The sequence below is a fragment of the Microbacterium sp. 05T445 genome, assembly GCF_056395865.1.
This window is the reverse complement of the sequence record NZ_JBFTKJ010000001.1, coordinates 25,357-40,125: the sequence shown is the minus strand read 5'-3', so window position 1 is coordinate 40,125 and position 14,769 is coordinate 25,357. Positions and strand designations below refer to the sequence as shown.

Annotated in this window: 16 protein-coding genes; 8 read left to right on the top strand and 8 right to left on the bottom strand. The window is 72.2% G+C overall.

Features of this window, described 5'->3' with window-relative positions:
- Positions 1-295: 295 nt before the first annotated feature.
- From AC1DDU_RS00185 to AC1DDU_RS00155, 7 genes are all read left to right on the top strand, one after another.
- On the top strand, positions 296-796 hold the full coding sequence (locus AC1DDU_RS00185) for an RNA polymerase sigma factor (protein WP_477430616.1): 501 nt from the start codon (positions 296-298) through the stop codon (positions 794-796).
- The gene (locus AC1DDU_RS00180; RefSeq protein WP_477430615.1) at positions 789-1,841 is read left to right on the top strand and encodes a hypothetical protein; all 1,053 of its coding nucleotides are present in this window, start codon (positions 789-791) and stop codon (positions 1,839-1,841) included. Before AC1DDU_RS00185 ends, AC1DDU_RS00180 begins: the two co-directional genes overlap by 8 nt.
- 152 nt (positions 1,842-1,993) lie before the next feature.
- Positions 1,994-2,200, top strand: coding sequence for a hypothetical protein (locus AC1DDU_RS00175; protein ID WP_477430614.1), 207 nt, complete (start codon positions 1,994-1,996; stop codon positions 2,198-2,200).
- Between the two features lie 22 nt (positions 2,201-2,222).
- Positions 2,223-2,513, top strand: coding sequence for a hypothetical protein (locus AC1DDU_RS00170; RefSeq protein WP_477430613.1), 291 nt, complete (start codon positions 2,223-2,225; stop codon positions 2,511-2,513).
- A 40-nt stretch (positions 2,514-2,553) separates the two neighbouring features.
- Positions 2,554-3,381 (top strand): DNA-formamidopyrimidine glycosylase family protein, encoded by an 828-nt coding sequence (locus AC1DDU_RS00165; protein ID WP_477430612.1) that lies wholly within the window; start codon positions 2,554-2,556, stop codon positions 3,379-3,381.
- A 69-nt stretch (positions 3,382-3,450) separates the two neighbouring features.
- A complete protein-coding gene (locus tag AC1DDU_RS00160) occupies positions 3,451-3,573 on the top strand; it encodes a hypothetical protein (RefSeq protein WP_477430611.1) in 123 nt (40 codons plus the stop codon).
- A 34-nt stretch (positions 3,574-3,607) separates the two neighbouring features.
- Positions 3,608-4,117 carry a hypothetical protein gene (locus tag AC1DDU_RS00155; RefSeq protein ID WP_477430610.1) on the top strand — a complete coding sequence of 170 codons (510 nt, stop codon included), beginning with the start codon at positions 3,608-3,610 and terminating at the stop codon, positions 4,115-4,117.
- On the opposite strand, the gene AC1DDU_RS00150 is transcribed toward AC1DDU_RS00155, so the two are convergent.
- From AC1DDU_RS00150 to AC1DDU_RS00140, 3 genes are all read right to left on the bottom strand, one after another.
- The gene (locus AC1DDU_RS00150) at positions 4,104-4,700 is read right to left on the bottom strand and encodes a carboxymuconolactone decarboxylase family protein (RefSeq protein ID WP_477430609.1); all 597 of its coding nucleotides are present in this window, start codon (positions 4,698-4,700) and stop codon (positions 4,104-4,106) included. The genes AC1DDU_RS00155 and AC1DDU_RS00150 overlap by 14 nt on opposite strands.
- A gap of 89 nt (positions 4,701-4,789) precedes the next feature.
- Positions 4,790-6,316 carry an MDR family MFS transporter gene (locus tag AC1DDU_RS00145; protein ID WP_477430608.1) on the bottom strand — a complete coding sequence of 509 codons (1,527 nt, stop codon included), beginning with the start codon at positions 6,314-6,316 and terminating at the stop codon, positions 4,790-4,792.
- 133 nt (positions 6,317-6,449) lie between these two features.
- Complete coding sequence (locus AC1DDU_RS00140) at positions 6,450-6,653, bottom strand: hypothetical protein (protein ID WP_477430607.1); 204 nt, start codon at positions 6,651-6,653, stop codon at positions 6,450-6,452.
- 46 nt (positions 6,654-6,699) lie between these two features.
- On the opposite strand from AC1DDU_RS00140, the gene AC1DDU_RS00135 reads away from it, so the two are divergent.
- A complete protein-coding gene (locus AC1DDU_RS00135) occupies positions 6,700-8,709 on the top strand; it encodes an ABC transporter ATP-binding protein (RefSeq protein WP_477433370.1) in 2,010 nt (669 codons plus the stop codon).
- Between the two features lie 41 nt (positions 8,710-8,750).
- On the opposite strand, the gene AC1DDU_RS00130 is transcribed toward AC1DDU_RS00135, so the two are convergent.
- Genes AC1DDU_RS00130 through nadA form a run of 5 tightly spaced genes read right to left on the bottom strand, consistent with a single transcriptional unit; the run spans position 8,751 to position 14,746 of the window.
- A complete protein-coding gene (locus tag AC1DDU_RS00130; RefSeq protein ID WP_477430606.1) occupies positions 8,751-9,704 on the bottom strand; it encodes a glycosyltransferase family 2 protein in 954 nt (317 codons plus the stop codon).
- A gap of 9 nt (positions 9,705-9,713) precedes the next feature.
- The gene (locus tag AC1DDU_RS00125; protein WP_477433368.1) at positions 9,714-10,886 is read right to left on the bottom strand and encodes a cysteine desulfurase family protein; all 1,173 of its coding nucleotides are present in this window, start codon (positions 10,884-10,886) and stop codon (positions 9,714-9,716) included.
- 25 nt (positions 10,887-10,911) lie between these two features.
- Positions 10,912-11,769 carry a carboxylating nicotinate-nucleotide diphosphorylase gene (gene nadC / locus AC1DDU_RS00120; RefSeq protein ID WP_477430605.1) on the bottom strand — a complete coding sequence of 286 codons (858 nt, stop codon included), beginning with the start codon at positions 11,767-11,769 and terminating at the stop codon, positions 10,912-10,914.
- A complete protein-coding gene (nadB, locus tag AC1DDU_RS00115) occupies positions 11,763-13,397 on the bottom strand; it encodes an L-aspartate oxidase (protein WP_477430604.1) in 1,635 nt (544 codons plus the stop codon). The genes nadC and nadB overlap by 7 nt, the downstream gene beginning before the upstream one ends.
- Positions 13,394-14,746, bottom strand: coding sequence for a quinolinate synthase NadA (nadA, locus tag AC1DDU_RS00110; protein ID WP_477430603.1), 1,353 nt, complete (start codon positions 14,744-14,746; stop codon positions 13,394-13,396). The genes nadB and nadA overlap by 4 nt, the downstream gene beginning before the upstream one ends.
- Between the last annotated feature and the right edge of the window lie 23 nt (positions 14,747-14,769).

Here is a 14,769-nt window from a genome sequence, read left to right as displayed (position 1 = left end):
TCCTCGATCGGGCACCACCGACGGCGCCCCCTTCAGGATGCACCTGCGGGCCGGCGCGCGCCATGCCGCCGCGGGCTCGCGCGATGCCGTGCCGAGGCGGCATGATCGAGGAACCGCCTGCGAAGGAGTCCGCGATGTCGACCGCCGCCATCCCCTCGATCCAGGCCCGTTCCCGTTCGGGTTCGTCGACGTGTCCACGACGCCGATGACACCGGGCGGCTGATCCGGCGACGGTCGGCCGCACCCGGCGGTGCATGAGAGCATAGCCAGGGTCGATTCGGGGTTCGGGACGGATATGCGAGACGGGTTCGAGGCGCTCTACCGCGCCCAGTACGAGGTGGTCCACCGCTTCGTCGCCCGTCGACTCGAGGGCTCGAGCGTGGACGACGTCGTCGCCTCGACGTTCGAGCTCGCCTACCGCAAGCTGCGCGAGGATCACCCGCACGCGGTGGGATGGCTGATCCGCACCGCGGCCAACCTCCTCAAGACCGAGCTGCGGCGACAGCACCGCGAGCACGTCGCGCTGCGCGAGGTGAGCGCCGTTCGTGCCGCGGAGGACGGCCCAGACCGCGACCTCGACATCCTCGCCCATCTGGTCGAGCGGATGCCGCGCGCCCAGCGCGACGTGCTCCAGCTCACCTACTGGGACGGCCTGAGCGCCGCCGAGGCCGCCGTCGTGCTGGGGTGTTCCGAGCAGGCGGTGTGGAAGCGCCTGAGCCGCGCGAAGGCCGCGCTGCGGTCGGCCTGGCCGGACGATGCGCCGACGACATGGGAGGAGGCGGGGACCTATGCCTGATCGTGACCTGAGCGATGACGAGCTCGAGCGGATGCTGCGATCCCTCGACCCTGCCGCGTCGATCGCGCCCGAGGAGCTCGCGGCGTCCCGGGAACGGATGTGGGCGCGCATCCAGGCCGAGGTGGAGACCGAGAAGCCACGGCGGGGGCGTGCCACGCGGCGCGCGCGCCTGTGGTGGACGATCTCGCTGCCGGCGGTGGCGATGGTCGTCGCTGCCCTCGTCGTCGTGCTGGTGGTGAACCCCTTCGCGGCGCCGGCACCCGCGGCGGCGCAGGGACTGCCGCCGCTCACGTACGAGGCATCCGATCTGACCCTCCCCGAGCAGTTCGATCGGGCCCGCGAGCAGCTCGCGACCACCCCCGGCCCTGCCGAACCCGTGCGGGAGGCGACCACCGTCGCCTGGTACGCCAACATCATGATGGACGGGCCCGATCGTGGCACCGTGATCTCGCCCGAGGTCATCACGATCACCTGGAACGAGGACTTCGACACGCGCATCTTCGCCACCGCGGGACGCGCCTACGTCATCGGCGGCGACGGCGCCCAGCCACCGACGCGCGAAGACCTCCCCGCCGAGGGGACCGTGATCCGTGACGACACCCTGCCCGGCAGCGACATGGTGATCGACGGCAAGCCGCTGCCCTTCCTCCTCCCGGGGAGCGGGGTCGACTTCTACCGGGCGTACCTGGCCGAGACCGTGGCGGCATACGGCGGGGGCGCCGCCGAGGCCATCGACGCCATCTCGGAGATGCTCACGTACTGGACGCTCACCAACGAGCAGGAGGCCGACCTCCTCACCGCGCTCGAGGAGTACGACGGGCTGGAGCTGCGCGGAATCACCGAGGATCGCGCCGGTCGACCCGTGTTCGGCATCTCGGCGGTCAGTGCCGCGGGCGCACACGAGCAGGTGCTGCTGGTCTCGACCGAGTCCGGCCGCATCCTCGGCAACGAGACGATCTACCTCGACGACGATCCCGCCGTGCCGCTGCCGACCGGCTCGGTCATGAGCTACCAGATGTGGGATCTCACGCCTCGCGAGCAGTAGCGCACGAGGGCGCCGACGAGCTCGACACGCTCGATCGGTGGTGCGGCGCCTTCTGTCGAACGCGGGTGCGGGATGCCATGCCGGATCCCGTGTGTCAACCCCCTCCCTCCGAACGGCCGGCCGACGCATGCTCTGACCCCAGGAGGTGGACGATGACCGATGCCGTGGAAGATGCGGGCCCCGTATCCGCCGACGTCGACGAACGGGGTGCCGCTTCCGCGTCGGCGATCTCGCGCGGCGAAGAGGTTCGACGCCCGGCCGATCCGTCCCGCGGCACCGAACGCGATCGCGGCCTCGATCGCGCTCGGCGAGAAGCCCGCGCACGCCAGACGCCACAGCCTGCCGACCGCCATGAGTGACACGAACTCGGAGGGGTGAACGATGGAGCGTGACGACATCCACCAACTGGTCCTGGCGCCGCTGGCCGATCGATGCTGGCGACTGTGCGACCGCGGGGTGTCCCGCAGGGACGCGGCGAGCGTGGTCGCGTATGTCGAGATGCTCGACGACGGCAGCTACGAGGCGGTCTGGGTCTCGGCCGGACTCGGCTCGGCGCGGTTCCCCTCGCTGGAGCGGCTGTTCCTGGCGGCCCTCCGCCTGCTGGAGGAGTCCCGCAGCCAGGGCGCCGGCAAGCCCACGCCGATCCCGCACCGTCCGCCGGCCGTCGTCTGACCTCCTGCCGCATGTCGGCGGTCGATGGCAGGATGGCCCCATGCCGGAGTCGCCCGAAGTCGAGGCCCTCACGCGGTTCCTCGCCGACGAGGCGACCGGCCGTGCCGTCGGCGAGGTCGACGTCCTCGAGTTCCGCACCGTGAAGACGCGCACCGCACCGCCGGCGAGCATCGTGGGCCGCACCATCGCAGGCGCCGCGCGGCACGGCAAGCACGTCGAGCTGCTCCTGGGCGATGCGAGCCTGGTCGTCTCGCTCGGACGCCACGGCTGGATGCGCTGGCTCGACGACCCCGCTGCCGAGCCGGGTGCCGAGGACCCACCGGCGCTGGCCGCGTTCGCGCTGTCCGGCGACAAGACGCTGCAGATGACGGATGCCGGAACCTGGGTCTCGCTCGGGCTGTTCGTGGTGGGCGACCCGCGCGAAGTCCCCGCGATCGCGAAGTTGGGACCCGATCCGGCCGATCCCGCGTTCACCCGCGGTCAGTTCGATGCGGCGCTGGGCGGCCGCCGCAAGCAGGTCAAGGCGATCCTGCAGGAGCAGGAGTCGCTGGCCGGGATCGGCAACGCCTACTCCGACGAGATCCTCCACCTCGCCCGCGTGTCGCCGGTGACCCATGCCGCCGCGCTGGATGCCGGGGAGGCCGACCGGCTCTTCGATGCGACGCTGGCCACCGTGCGAGGCGCCGTCGACGCCCGGCGCGGCATCCCGATCGACCGGCTGAAGGCCGAGAAGGTCGCGTCCATGCGGGTGCACGGGCGCACGGGTGAGGCATGCCCCGTCTGCGGAGACACGATCCGCGACATCGCCTTCGCGAGCACGACGGCGCAGTACTGCCCGACCTGTCAGAACGGGGGAGTGCCGCTGTGAGCGGGGCCGCCGCCCCGGCGATGGTCCGCCACCGCCCTGGGAGCCCGGGGCGTAGGTAGCATGGTCCGCATGACGTCTTCGCAGCAGCCCGCCTCGATCACCCTCGCTCCGGTCCCTGACGACAAGAACCTCCTCACCGTCGTCGAGGCCGGCGACTCGTGCTGCAGCGGCGGCAGCTGCAGCATCGGCTGATCCACCGTCACCCGGCCGCGCGCGTCTTCCGCCGATGACCGACGAACAGCTTCACATCACGCCGCGGGTCGCGCGCGTCCTCATGTCGGAGGAGGCGATCTACGGCCTCATCCTGGTGTCGGGCATGATCGTCGTGAGCGGCTCGGCCCAGTACTCGTCGTTCAAGGCGCTCATCACGGTGCTGGTCACCGTCCTCGTCTTCTTCGCGGCGCACGTCTTCGCCGGCACGCTCGGACGCCTGGCGGCCACCGACGGCCACGCCGGACTCCGCGCGAGCCTGAAGTCATCGGCCCATCAGTCCAGCGGCATGCTGCTCGCGTCGGCGGCGCCGCTGGTGGTGCTCCTGCTCGGGGCGACCCGGGTGATCGAGGACAGCACCGCGCTGTGGGTGGCGCTGATCATCAACACCGTCCTGCTCGGCGCGCTCGGTTGGGTCGCCGTCGCGCGGTGGAGCACCCACTGGCTGCCGCGGATCCTCAGCGCCGTCATCACCGCCGCGTTCGGCGGCGTCCTCATCCTGCTGAAGGCGATCATCCACCACTGACGCGGCGGGCCTGCGCCGGTTCGCGCAGCGCGGAGGTCAGGGCGGAGCTGAGTCCGGGGACATCGTCGATCGGCACCGCGAGCGCCTGCAGCGACCGGCTGAAGTAGTTGCGCACGCCCGCGGCGAGGGTGATGTCGACGATCTGCCGGTCGGTGAACCCGACGTCGCGCAGGCGCTGCGTGTCGGCGTCGGTCATGGTGGCGGCATCCATCGACATCTTCTCGGCGTACGCGAGCACCGCGACGTCCGTCTCGTCGAGGTCGGCGTCGTTGTAGTCGTGCGCCAGCCGTGCCAACTGATCCTCTTCGAACAGTCCCGCGCGCAGGCTCTTACGACCGTGAGCGAGCAGGCAGTGCTCCGATCCGACGGCTCGAGCCGCGCCGAGCGTCGCCAGCTCGTAGTTGCGCAGGCCGATGGACGGGACGATCGCGCGCACGAGCGCCTCGAACGCTGCGTGCGCCTCGGGGTTGACGGCCATCGCTCGCGTGTGGGCGAAGACGAAACCGACGTCGCGCTGGTCCCCGGCGTACATGTCGGCGACGTGGCCGGTCGCGCCCTCGAGATCCGGAGTGGTGATGATCATGGCTGTGCCTCCCGTCGGGGCGCTACCAGAATCGCCGATGCCCCACCCCTTGTCGAGGGGTGGGGCATCGGCGTGATACCTCGGCCTGGTCAGTGCCCGGCCGGCGCGCCCATCGGCTGGTCGGCCGGCTTGCGGATGAGGAACGCACCCACCAGCAGCGGCAGCGAGAGGATCGCGGCCGTCAGGAACGCGGCGTGCGTGCCTGCCGCCTGCGCGGCGATGGCATCGGCGCCGGACTCGGTCGCAGCGGAGCTCGCCGCGGCCATCACGCCGAACATCAGCGCGATGCCGGCCGCACCCGCGACCTGCTGCACCGTGCCGACGACCGCCGAGCCGTACGAGTAGAACTTCGGCTGGAGGGAGGCGAGCGACGCGGTGAACAGCGGCGTGAACGACAGCGAGAGGCCGACCGAGAGCACGGTCTGCGCGACCGCGACGAGCCACACCGGCGTCTCGGGCGTGAACGTCGTGTAGAACCACAGCATCGCGCTCGTGATCACGGCGCCCGGCACGAGCAGCACCGTGGTGCCCCAGCGGTCGTAGATGCGGCCGATGACCGGACCCGCCAGACCCATCGCGAGGGCGCCGGGCAGCACGACCAGCCCCGTGGTGAGCGGGTCGACGGCCAGCACGTTCTGCAGGTACAGCGGCACCACGGTGATCGCACCGAAGAACGCCATCGACATGATGGCCATCTGCGCGATCGAGAGCGAGAAGTTCGTGCTGCGGAACACCCGGAGGTCGAGCAGCGCGTCGTCCTTGCGCTGCAGCACGACCTGGCGCCAGCCGAACAGGCCCAGCGCGATCACGCCGACGGCGAGCGAGACGATCAGCGTCGTGGTGGACACCGCGCTCGCGGCCGCGGCATCCGCTCCGCCGCCGTGTCCGCCGGCGCCGAGCTGGCTCAGGCCGAAGACGAGTCCACCGAAGCCGAGGGCCGAGAGGATGACCGACAGCACGTCGATCGGGGCGTGGGTGGTCTCGCCCAGGTTGTGGATCCAGCGCGCGCCGACGACGAGCGCCACGATCGCGATCGGCAGCACGATGCCGAAGATCCAGCGCCACTCGAAGTTGTTGAGGATGGCGCCGGCGAGGGTCGGGCCGATCGCGGGGGCGAGCGACATCACGATGCTGACGCGCCCCATCATGCGCCCGCGGATCGCCGGCGGCACGACGGTCATGAGGGTCGTCATGAGCAGCGGCATCATGATCGCGGTGCCCGACGCCTGCACGACGCGGGCGACCAGCAGCATCGGGAAGCCGGGGGACAGGAACGCGATGAGCGTGCCCGCCGAGAACAGCCCCATCGCGGCGACGAACATCGTGCGCGTGGTGAACCGGCGCAGCAGGAAGCCCGTGATCGGGATGATCACGGCCATCGTCAGCATGAAGGCGGTCGTCAGCCACTGCGCCGCGAGCGCGGTGATGCCGAGGTCGGTGATGAGGTGGGGGATGGCCACACCCATCGTGGTCTCGTTGAGGATCGCGACGAACGCGGCGCCCAGGAGCAGCCAGATGACCCGGCTCTCTTCGGGGCGCAGCTTCGGCGTACCGGCGGCGTTGCTCGAGACAGCGGGGATGCTGCCGGTTCCGGGGGTCGTATCGATGGCGGCCATGGGTCGTCTCCTCGAGGCTCGGATGGACAGCGATGTGCCACCCGAGGATGGCAAGCCCCCAAGATAACCACAGCCTCCGACATCGCATTCCCGATCCGGGGAACGCGCGCCGGCGATCAGACGTGCCGCTGCGTCAGCGGTCGGCGGGCTCCTCGTCGTCCCACTTCTCCGAGCCGATCGCGTCGGTCGGGCTCGCCTCGGGCTCGCGCTCCTCGAGGTTCTTCGGGAGCGGGTTCACGATCTCCTCGTGCGGGATCGCCTGGAGCTCGTCGATCTCCTTGCGCAGCGCGGCGAGATCGGTGCCGTCGTGGTCGGGGGCGTCGGGAGTCGAGGTCATGCCACGAGCCTAGCGTCGGCGGGCGAATTAGGCTGGCGTGGTGAGCATGCGCGGCGGTGGCGGCGGGGGCGGGCACCCCGGCTTCCGCGGCGTCGACATCGCCGCCCAGCGCAAGGCGAACGCCGAGGCCCCCGAGATCCCGCATCTGGGCAGCCGGGTCGTCGCGCTCTTCCGGCCGTACACGTGGTCGATCGTCATCACCGGCATCCTCGTCGTCGCCGGTGCGGGCATCGCGGTGATCCCGCCGCTGCTCGTGCAGCGCGTGTTCGACGACGCGCTGTTCCCGGTCGACGGGTCGCCTCCCGACCTCGCACTGCTGTGGACGCTCGTGCTCGCGATGATCGGGCTCTTCCTGCTCTCCGCAGGTGTGGGCGTCGTGCAGACGTGGTTCACGTCCACCGTCGGCAACCAGGTCACCGGCGATCTGCGGGTGAAGCTGTTCGACCACCTGCAGTCGATGGAGCTCGGGTTCTTCACGCGCACCAAGACCGGCGTCATCCAATCGCGCCTGCAGAACGACGTCGGCGGCGTCTCGGGTGTGCTGACGAACACGGTGACGAGCATCCTCGGCAACGCCGTGACGGTGGTCGCGTCGCTCGTGGCGATGATCCTCATCGACTGGCGGCTGACCATCATCGCGGTCGTCCTGATGCCGTTCCTCGTGCTGGTGCAGCGCCGGGTCGGGCAGGTGCGCGCGCGCATCGCGGGCGAGACGCAGGAGTCGCTGTCCGAGCTCACCGCGATCACGCAGGAGACCCTGAGCGTCTCGGGCATCCTGCTCTCCAAGTCGTTCAACCGGCAGCGCACCGAATCGGCGCGCTACGCCGACGAGAACACCAACCAGGTGCGGCTGCAGGTGCGCCGCGCGATGAGCGGCCAGGGGTTCTTCGCGGTCGTGCAGGTGCTCATGGCGAGCGTCCCCGCGGTGATCTACCTGGTGTCGGGCTACCTGATCACCGGGAGCGCCGACGTGCTCACGGCCGGCACGATCGTGGCGTTCACCACGGTGCAGGCGCGGCTGCTCATGCCGCTCATGGGCCTCATGCGCGTCTCGCTCGACCTGCAGACCTCCGCCGCGCTGTTCGCGCGCATCTTCGAGTACCTCGACCTGGTGCCCGCGATCAGCGACGCGCCCGACGCGATCGACGTGGCGCAGGCGCCGGGGCCGGTGGGCCGCATCGAGTTCCGCGACGTGGTGTTCCGGTATCCGGATGCCGCACCCGACGCGCGGGCGACGCTGCGCGGCGTCTCGTTCACGGCCGAGCCGGGGCAGCACGTCGCGTTCGTGGGGCCCTCGGGCGCGGGGAAGACCACCGTGCTGTATCTGACGCCGCGGCTGTACGAGGCATCCGGCGGGTCCGTGCTGTTCGCGGGTGAGGACGTCCGCCGCCTCCGCCAGGAGTCCATCGTCGACAGCGTCGGCATCGTGTCGCAGGAGACCTACCTCTTCCACGCGACGATCCGCGAGAACCTGCGCTACGCCAAGCCCGACGCGACCGACGCCGAGCTCGAGGCCGCGTGCCGCGCCGCGAACATCCACCACGTGATCGAGCGGTTCGAGAACGGCTACGACACCGTCGTGGGCGAGCGCGGCTACCGGCTCTCAGGCGGCGAGAAGCAGCGCATCGCGATCGCGAGGGTGCTGCTGAAGGACCCGCCCGTGCTGCTCCTGGACGAGGCGACGTCCGCGCTCGACACGGTGTCGGAGCGGGTGGTCCAGGAGGCGCTGGATGCCGCCGCCCGCGGCCGCACCACGCTGTCGATCGCACACCGGCTGTCGACCGTCATCGCCGCCGACGTCATCCACGTCGTCGAGGCCGGCCGCATCGTCGAGTCGGGGACGCACGCGTCGCTGCTGGCGGCGGGCGGTCTGTACGCCGAGCTGGCCGCGGAGCAGATCGCGACCACGCGCGTCCTCGAGACCGAAGCCGAGGCGGAGGAGGCCGAGCCGCCCGCCGACCATCCCGAGCGGCGCGCCGACAGCGCGCCCGACGTCGGCGCCCCCGTGGTCGTGGCTCCGTCCGCCGGTGATGCGGCGTTCCGCGACGAGGCCTGAGAAGAGCCCCCTCGGCGGGGCCGCTCAGGCGGCGGGCGTCGTCACCACAGGCGTGCGGCGGCCAGCGCGGTGTCGACGGGATCCGGCAGTGCGAGGGCGTCGGCGCGCGCCCACAGCGTCCGGGTGAACTCGCCGAGCTCGCGGCGGTACGCGTCGTCGGGGTGGGTGCGGGCGAGCTCGACCAGCGGCGGGAGGTCCATGCCGAGGATGAGGCGGACCCGGGATGCCGCCGCCCGCGGATGGCCCGCGGCATCCAGCACCGCGATCCCTCCCGCCAGCGCCTCGAGGTAGTCGCGCAGCACCGGGAGCTCGTCCTTGTGCTGCGTGATCGACGAGCCGTCGGCACGCTCGCGCCACTCGACCACGACGTCGGGGATGACGTCGAAGGCCCGCGCCCGCGTGTACATCTGCTGGGCGACGATCTGGTCCTCGTAGGCGCGGCCGACGGGGAAGCGCAGCCCGGTGCGCTGCCACAGATCGGTGCGGCTCACCTTCGACCACGCGACGATGTTGCCGGATGCCTCGGGGTGCTCGTCGATGGTGGTGCCGATGCGCGCCGGGGCCGTCGCCGCCGCGACCCATGGCTGCACGACGCCCGCGGCGTAGCCGCCCGCGGCGTCGGGGCGCAGGCGCACGTAGGCGCCGAGCGCGAAGTCGCTGCCGCTGTCGGCGAGCGTGCTGACGAGGCGCTCCAGCGCGCGGGGGGTGAGCCGGTCGTCGGCGTCGAGGAAGCCGACGAAGGGTGTGCGCACCAGGTCCAGTCCGGTGTTGCGTGCTGCGCCGAGACCACGCTGCTCGCGATGGTGCACCACCTGGAACCGCTCGTCGGCCGCCGCGGCGGCGTCGAACAGCGCTCCGGTGCCGTCGGTGGAGGCGTCGTCCACGAGCACCGCGACCCAGTCCCGGCGCGTCTGCGCGCGCAGCGAATCGAGGGCTTCGACGGCATAGGGTGCCACGTCGTAGCCGGGCACGATCACGGTCACGACAGGGGTCACGTCCCGATCCTACGGGGCCGTCGCACCCCCGGGCTCCGTGCCGGATACCGCGGCGACGGACGCTTCGACGGCGTCGGCGACGGCGTCCAGCGGGGCGTTCAGCCAGCGGGGGAAGGTGAACCGCACCGCCGTCTGCGCCACATCGGGGGCCACGCCCATCGCGACGAGCACGTGCGAGGGCTCGTCGCTTCCCGCGGCGCACGCCGACCCGCTCGACGACACGACGCCGCGGCGCTCGAGCTCGAGCAGCACCGCCTCGCCGCTGGTGCCGGCGAAGGTGAAGCTCGCCGTGCCGGGGAGCCGGTGGTCGGGGTCGCCGGTGAGGCGGGCGGAAGGGACGGCGGCGAGCACGCGGCCGATGAACCGGTCCCGGATCGCGGCGACGCGGGCGGATGCCTCGACCCTGTCGGCCTCGGCGAGCTCCAGCGCCGTCGCGAACCCGACGGCACCGGCGACGTCCTCGGTGCCGCTGCGTCGGCCGCGCTCCTGCCCGCCGCCGTGCAGGAGGGGCTCGAGGGGGATCCGGCCGCGGATGCCGAGCACCCCGGTGCCCTTGGGCGCGCCCAGCTTGTGGCCCGCCAGCGAGATGGCGTCGTACCCGAGCTCGGCTGCCGACAGCGGGAGCCAGCCGGCGGCCTGGACGGCGTCGAGGTGCAGCGGCACTCGCGCCGCGCGCGCGACGGCGGCCAGGGCCGCGGCATCTTGGATGGTGCCGACCTCGTTGTTCGCGTACCCGATGCTCACCAGCACGGTGTCCTCGCGGACCGCGCCGGCGACGGCATCCGGGCTCACGCGGCCCCGCGCGTCGACCGGCACCCGCGTCGCCGCGAAGCCGTGGACGCGCTCGAGGTAGGCGACGGACTCGAGGACCGACTCGTGCTCGATGGGCGTCGTCACGACGTGGGCGCGGCGGTCGTCGCGGCGCTGCGCGGCGGCGATCGCGATCCCTTTGATCGCGAGGTTGTTGGCCTCGGTGCCCCCGGAGGTGAAGACGATGTCTCCGCCGCGCAGCCCGAGCACGCGCGCCACGCGGGCGCGTGCGTCGGCGAGCGCCGCGGCGGCCGCTTCGCCCACCGTGTGATGGCTCGACGCGTTGCCGTACCAGCGGGTGAGGTACGGCGTCATCGCCTCGAGCACCTCGGGCCGCACCGGCGTGGTCGCCGCATTGTCGAGGTAGAGCATGCTCATCGTGGTGCCCCTATGCCGGTCAGCCGGCGTCGATCCGCACGTCCAGGCCGAGGTCGAGCGCGCGGGCGGAGTGCGTGAGGGCGCCGACCGAGATGACGTCGACGCCGGTCTCGGCGATCGCGCGCACGGTCTCGAGCGAGACCCCGCCGGATGCCTCCACCGTGGCGCGTCCGGCGACCTGGGCGACGCCGGTGCGAAGGTCCTCGAGCGAGAAGTTGTCGAGCATGATCGTGCCGATGCCGGCGGCGAGCACCGGCTCGACCTGGTCGAGCCGGTCGACCTCGACCTCGATGTGCGTGGTGTGGGGGAGGAGGTCCTTGGCGGCCAGCAGGGCCGCCGTCGGCGAGACGCCCTTCTGCGCCAGCACGGCGAGGTGGTTGTCCTTGGCCATGACGGCGTCCGACAGCGAGTGGCGGTGGTTGCGCCCGCCGCCGTCGCGCACGGCCTTGCGCTCGAACGCGCGCAGCCCCGGTGTCGTCTTGCGGGTGTCGGCGATGCGGGCGCCGGTGTGCGCGACCTGCGCGACGTAGGCGCCGGTGAGCGTCGCGATGCCCGACATCCGCTGCGTGAAGTTGAGCCCGATGCGCTCGGCCGTCAGCACGCCGCGTGCCGGACCGGTCACCACCGCGAGCACGGCGCCGGGCTCGAACCATTCGCCGTCCTCGACGAGGAGCTGCACCTGGATCGTCGGGTCGGTGAGCCGGAACGCCGCCTCGAAGACCTCGCTCCCCGAGAAGACTCCGCGCTCGCGCGCCACGAGCTCGGCGCGCGCGACGGCGTTCGCCGGGATGAGCGCCTCGCTGGTGAGGTCGCCCCAAGGCGCGTCCTCGTCGAGGGCGGCCGCGACGACCCGGTCGATGTGGGCGCGGCTCAGCATGCGACCGCCTCCTTCCGTGCGGGGACGGGACTGCGCAGCGCCCGTGCGGTCGGGCTCGGCGCACCGGCGGGGGCGACGGCGGTGGCCGGCTCCCCGGCGAGGCGCGCGGCGGGCGCATCGGAGCGGAAGTGCGCGCCGACCGACAGCCGCCTGGCGCGGGCCGCCGCTACGGCCTGCGCGGCCACCAGCAGCAGGTTCTCGTCCTCGAACTGGTGCTCGGTGACGAGGGTGCGGTGCTGCGCGCGCCATCGCGCGATGACGGATGCCGCGTGCGCGAGGCCGGTCTCGTCGCGGACGAGTCCGGCATCCTCCCACATGAGCTCCTGCAGGGCGGCGCGCGAGAACGCCGGCACCGGCACCGCGTCGACGGGCGCTCGCAGGGCGACGGGGGACGCGGGCGCGACCGGCCACGATCGGGATGCCGCGTCCGCCGCGATCGCGTCGCCGGCCCGCGCGCCGAACACCGCGCCTTCCAGCAGCGAGTTCGAGGCGAGGCGGTTGGCGCCGTGCACGCCGGTGCGGGCGGCCTCGCCCACGGCGTACACCCCGGGGATGCTCGTGCGGCCGAACAGATCGGTGGCGACGCCGCCCATGAGGTAGTGCGCGGCCGGGGTCACCGGGATGGGCTCGAGCGCCCAATCCAGGCCCCGCTCCCGCACCGCGCGGTCGATCGTCGGGAATCGCCGGGCAAGGAACCGCGCGCGCTCGCCGGGGTCGGCGGAATGGATGCCGGTCGCGTCGAGCAAGACGGGGCGATCGCCCTGCGCCTCCATCTGCGCGGCGATCGCCCGGGCGACGACATCGCGCGGGGCGAGCTCGCCGTCGGGGTGCGCGTCGAACGCGAACCGGCGGCCGTGCTCATCGACCAGCGTCGCCCCCTCGCCGCGCACCGCCTCCGACACCAGGAACGAGTCGCCGACGGCGAGCACGGTCGGGTGGAACTGGAAGAACTCGAGGTCGGCGACGGCGGCACCGGCGCGGATCGCCGCGGCGATGCCGTCCCCCGTGGCCACGGCGGGGTTCGTCGAGTGCGCGTAGAGCTCCCCGGCGCCGCCGGTGGCCAGCACGACCGCGTCGGCGCGGATCGTGTCGCGACGACCGCGGACGTCGTCGGTCTCCCCGATCAGCAGCTCGACCCCGCTCGCGCGGCCGCCCTCGACGACGAGGTCGACGAGGAACGCGTGCTCGATGACCGTGACCTCGCTCGCCCGCAGGCGCGCGACGAGGGCCTTCTCGATCGCCGTGCCGGTGGCGTCGCCGCCGGCGTGGAGGATGCGCGGGTAGGAGTGCGCCGCCTCCAGCCCCTTCACGAACCCGCCGCTGTCGTCACGGTCGAAGGCCACTCCGAGCTCGATCAGCTCGCGGATGCGTGCGGGCCCCTCGGCGACGAGGACCCGCACGGCCCCGGGGTCGCCGAGCCCGGCCCCGGCGATGAGCGTGTCGCGCACATGGTCCTCGGCGCGGTCGTCGTCGAACATGACGCCGGCGATCCCGCCCTGCGCGTACCGGGTGTTGGCGTGCTCGAGCACGTCCTTCGTCACGAGCGTGACCCGGCAGCCGTGCTCGACGGCGTGCAGCGCGGTGAGCAGCCCGGCGATCCCCGAGCCGACCACCACCGCGTGGGTCATGACGCGTTCTCCCAGTCGGCGGCGGGCGCTGCCGGCGGCTTGGCGGCCAGCATCCGCTCCAGCGCGAGGCGCGCCGGGTCGGCGACGTCCTGCGGAACCGTGATCCGGTTGCGCACCTCGCCGTCGACGAGACCCTCCAGGACCCACGCGAGGTAGCCGGGGTGGATGCGGTACATCGTCGAGCACGGGCACACCACGGGGTCCAGGCAGAAGATCTCGTGCTGCGGGTTCGCCGCAGCCAGGCGCTGCACCAGGTTGACCTCCGTGCCGATCGCGAACGTCGTCGGCTCGGTTGCCGCCTCGATGGCCTTGCGGATGTAGTCGGTCGACCCCGACTCGTCGGCCGCATCGACGACGTCCATCGGGCACTCGGGGTGCACGATGACCCGCACGCCCGGGTGCTCGGCGCGCGCCTTGTCGATCTGGTCGACCGAGAAGCGGCGGTGCACCGAGCAGAAGCCGTGCCACAGGATCACGCGCGCGTCCTCGATGGCGGAGACGGATGCCCCGCCCAGCGGCTTGCGCGGGTTCCACATCGGCATCTGCTCCAGCGGCACGCCCATCGCCTTCGCGGTGTTGCGGCCCAGGTGCTGGTCGGGGAAGAAGAGGACGCGGCGTCCGCGCTGGAACGCCCACTCGAGCACCGTCCGCGCGTTGGACGACGTGCACACGATGCCGCCGTGGCGCCCGACGAAGCCCTTGATCGCGGCGCTGGAGTTCATGTACGTGACGGGGATCACCGGCACGAGGCCGTCGGCATCCTTCTCGTCCATGTCTCCGTAGACCTCGGCGAGCTGCTCCCAACACTCCTCGACCTGGTCGATGTCGGCCATGTCGGCCATCGAGCAGCCGGCGGCGAGGTTGGGGAGGATCACCGCCTGCTCGGGACGTGACAGCAGGTCGGCGGTCTCGGCCATGAAGTGGACGCCGCAGAACACGATGGCCTCGGCGTCGGGGTGCTCCAGCGCGGCGTTGGCGAGCTGGAAGGAGTCGCCCACGTAGTCGGCGTGCACGACGACCTCTTCGCGCTGGTAGAAGTGGCCGAGCACGACGACGCGCTCGCCGAGGGTCGCCTTCGCGGCGCGGATGCGCTCGGCGAGCTCGGGCTCCGAGGCCTCGCGGTACTCGCGCGGCAGCTCGCCCTGACGCGGCGAACCGGTCGGGATGACGTCGCCCATCGACGAGCCGGGACCGTACCCGGGTCGCGTGTCGAAGTCCCACGGCCCGGCCGCGAGGTCGGTGTTGCAGGTCTCCCCGGTCGCGGCGCCGGCGACGATCGCCTGGATGGCGTGATCGACGGAGGCGTCGAGTTCGGGCCGGGGCTGGAGGGTGATGTTGACGGCGGACATGTCGGACGCTTTCGTTCTGGTGT

What these genes read in the sequence shown, in the direction of transcription:
- nadB (WP_477430604.1), bottom strand. Translation starts at nt 13,397, where the DNA reads ATGACCCACGCGGTGGTGGTCGGCTCGGGGATCGCCGGGCTGCTCACC.
- AC1DDU_RS00150 (WP_477430609.1), bottom strand. Translation starts at nt 4,700, where the DNA reads ATGATCATCACCACTCCGGATCTCGAGGGCGCGACCGGCCACGTCGCC.
- AC1DDU_RS00160 (WP_477430611.1), top strand. Translation starts at nt 3,451, where the DNA reads ATGACGTCTTCGCAGCAGCCCGCCTCGATCACCCTCGCTCCGGTCCCT.
- AC1DDU_RS00155 (WP_477430610.1), top strand. Translation starts at nt 3,608, where the DNA reads ATGACCGACGAACAGCTTCACATCACGCCGCGGGTCGCGCGCGTCCTC.
- AC1DDU_RS00135 (WP_477433370.1), top strand. Translation starts at nt 6,700, where the DNA reads ATGCGCGGCGGTGGCGGCGGGGGCGGGCACCCCGGCTTCCGCGGCGTC.
- AC1DDU_RS00180 (WP_477430615.1), top strand. Translation starts at nt 789, where the DNA reads ATGCCTGATCGTGACCTGAGCGATGACGAGCTCGAGCGGATGCTGCGA.
- AC1DDU_RS00175 (WP_477430614.1), top strand. Translation starts at nt 1,994, where the DNA reads ATGACCGATGCCGTGGAAGATGCGGGCCCCGTATCCGCCGACGTCGAC.
- AC1DDU_RS00140 (WP_477430607.1), bottom strand. Translation starts at nt 6,653, where the DNA reads ATGACCTCGACTCCCGACGCCCCCGACCACGACGGCACCGATCTCGCC.
- AC1DDU_RS00125 (WP_477433368.1), bottom strand. Translation starts at nt 10,886, where the DNA reads ATGCTCTACCTCGACAATGCGGCGACCACGCCGGTGCGGCCCGAGGTG.
- AC1DDU_RS00165 (WP_477430612.1), top strand. Translation starts at nt 2,554, where the DNA reads ATGCCGGAGTCGCCCGAAGTCGAGGCCCTCACGCGGTTCCTCGCCGAC.
- AC1DDU_RS00170 (WP_477430613.1), top strand. Translation starts at nt 2,223, where the DNA reads ATGGAGCGTGACGACATCCACCAACTGGTCCTGGCGCCGCTGGCCGAT.
- nadC (WP_477430605.1), bottom strand. Translation starts at nt 11,769, where the DNA reads ATGCTGAGCCGCGCCCACATCGACCGGGTCGTCGCGGCCGCCCTCGAC.
- nadA (WP_477430603.1), bottom strand. Translation starts at nt 14,746, where the DNA reads ATGTCCGCCGTCAACATCACCCTCCAGCCCCGGCCCGAACTCGACGCC.
- AC1DDU_RS00185 (WP_477430616.1), top strand. Translation starts at nt 296, where the DNA reads ATGCGAGACGGGTTCGAGGCGCTCTACCGCGCCCAGTACGAGGTGGTC.
- AC1DDU_RS00145 (WP_477430608.1), bottom strand. Translation starts at nt 6,316, where the DNA reads ATGGCCGCCATCGATACGACCCCCGGAACCGGCAGCATCCCCGCTGTC.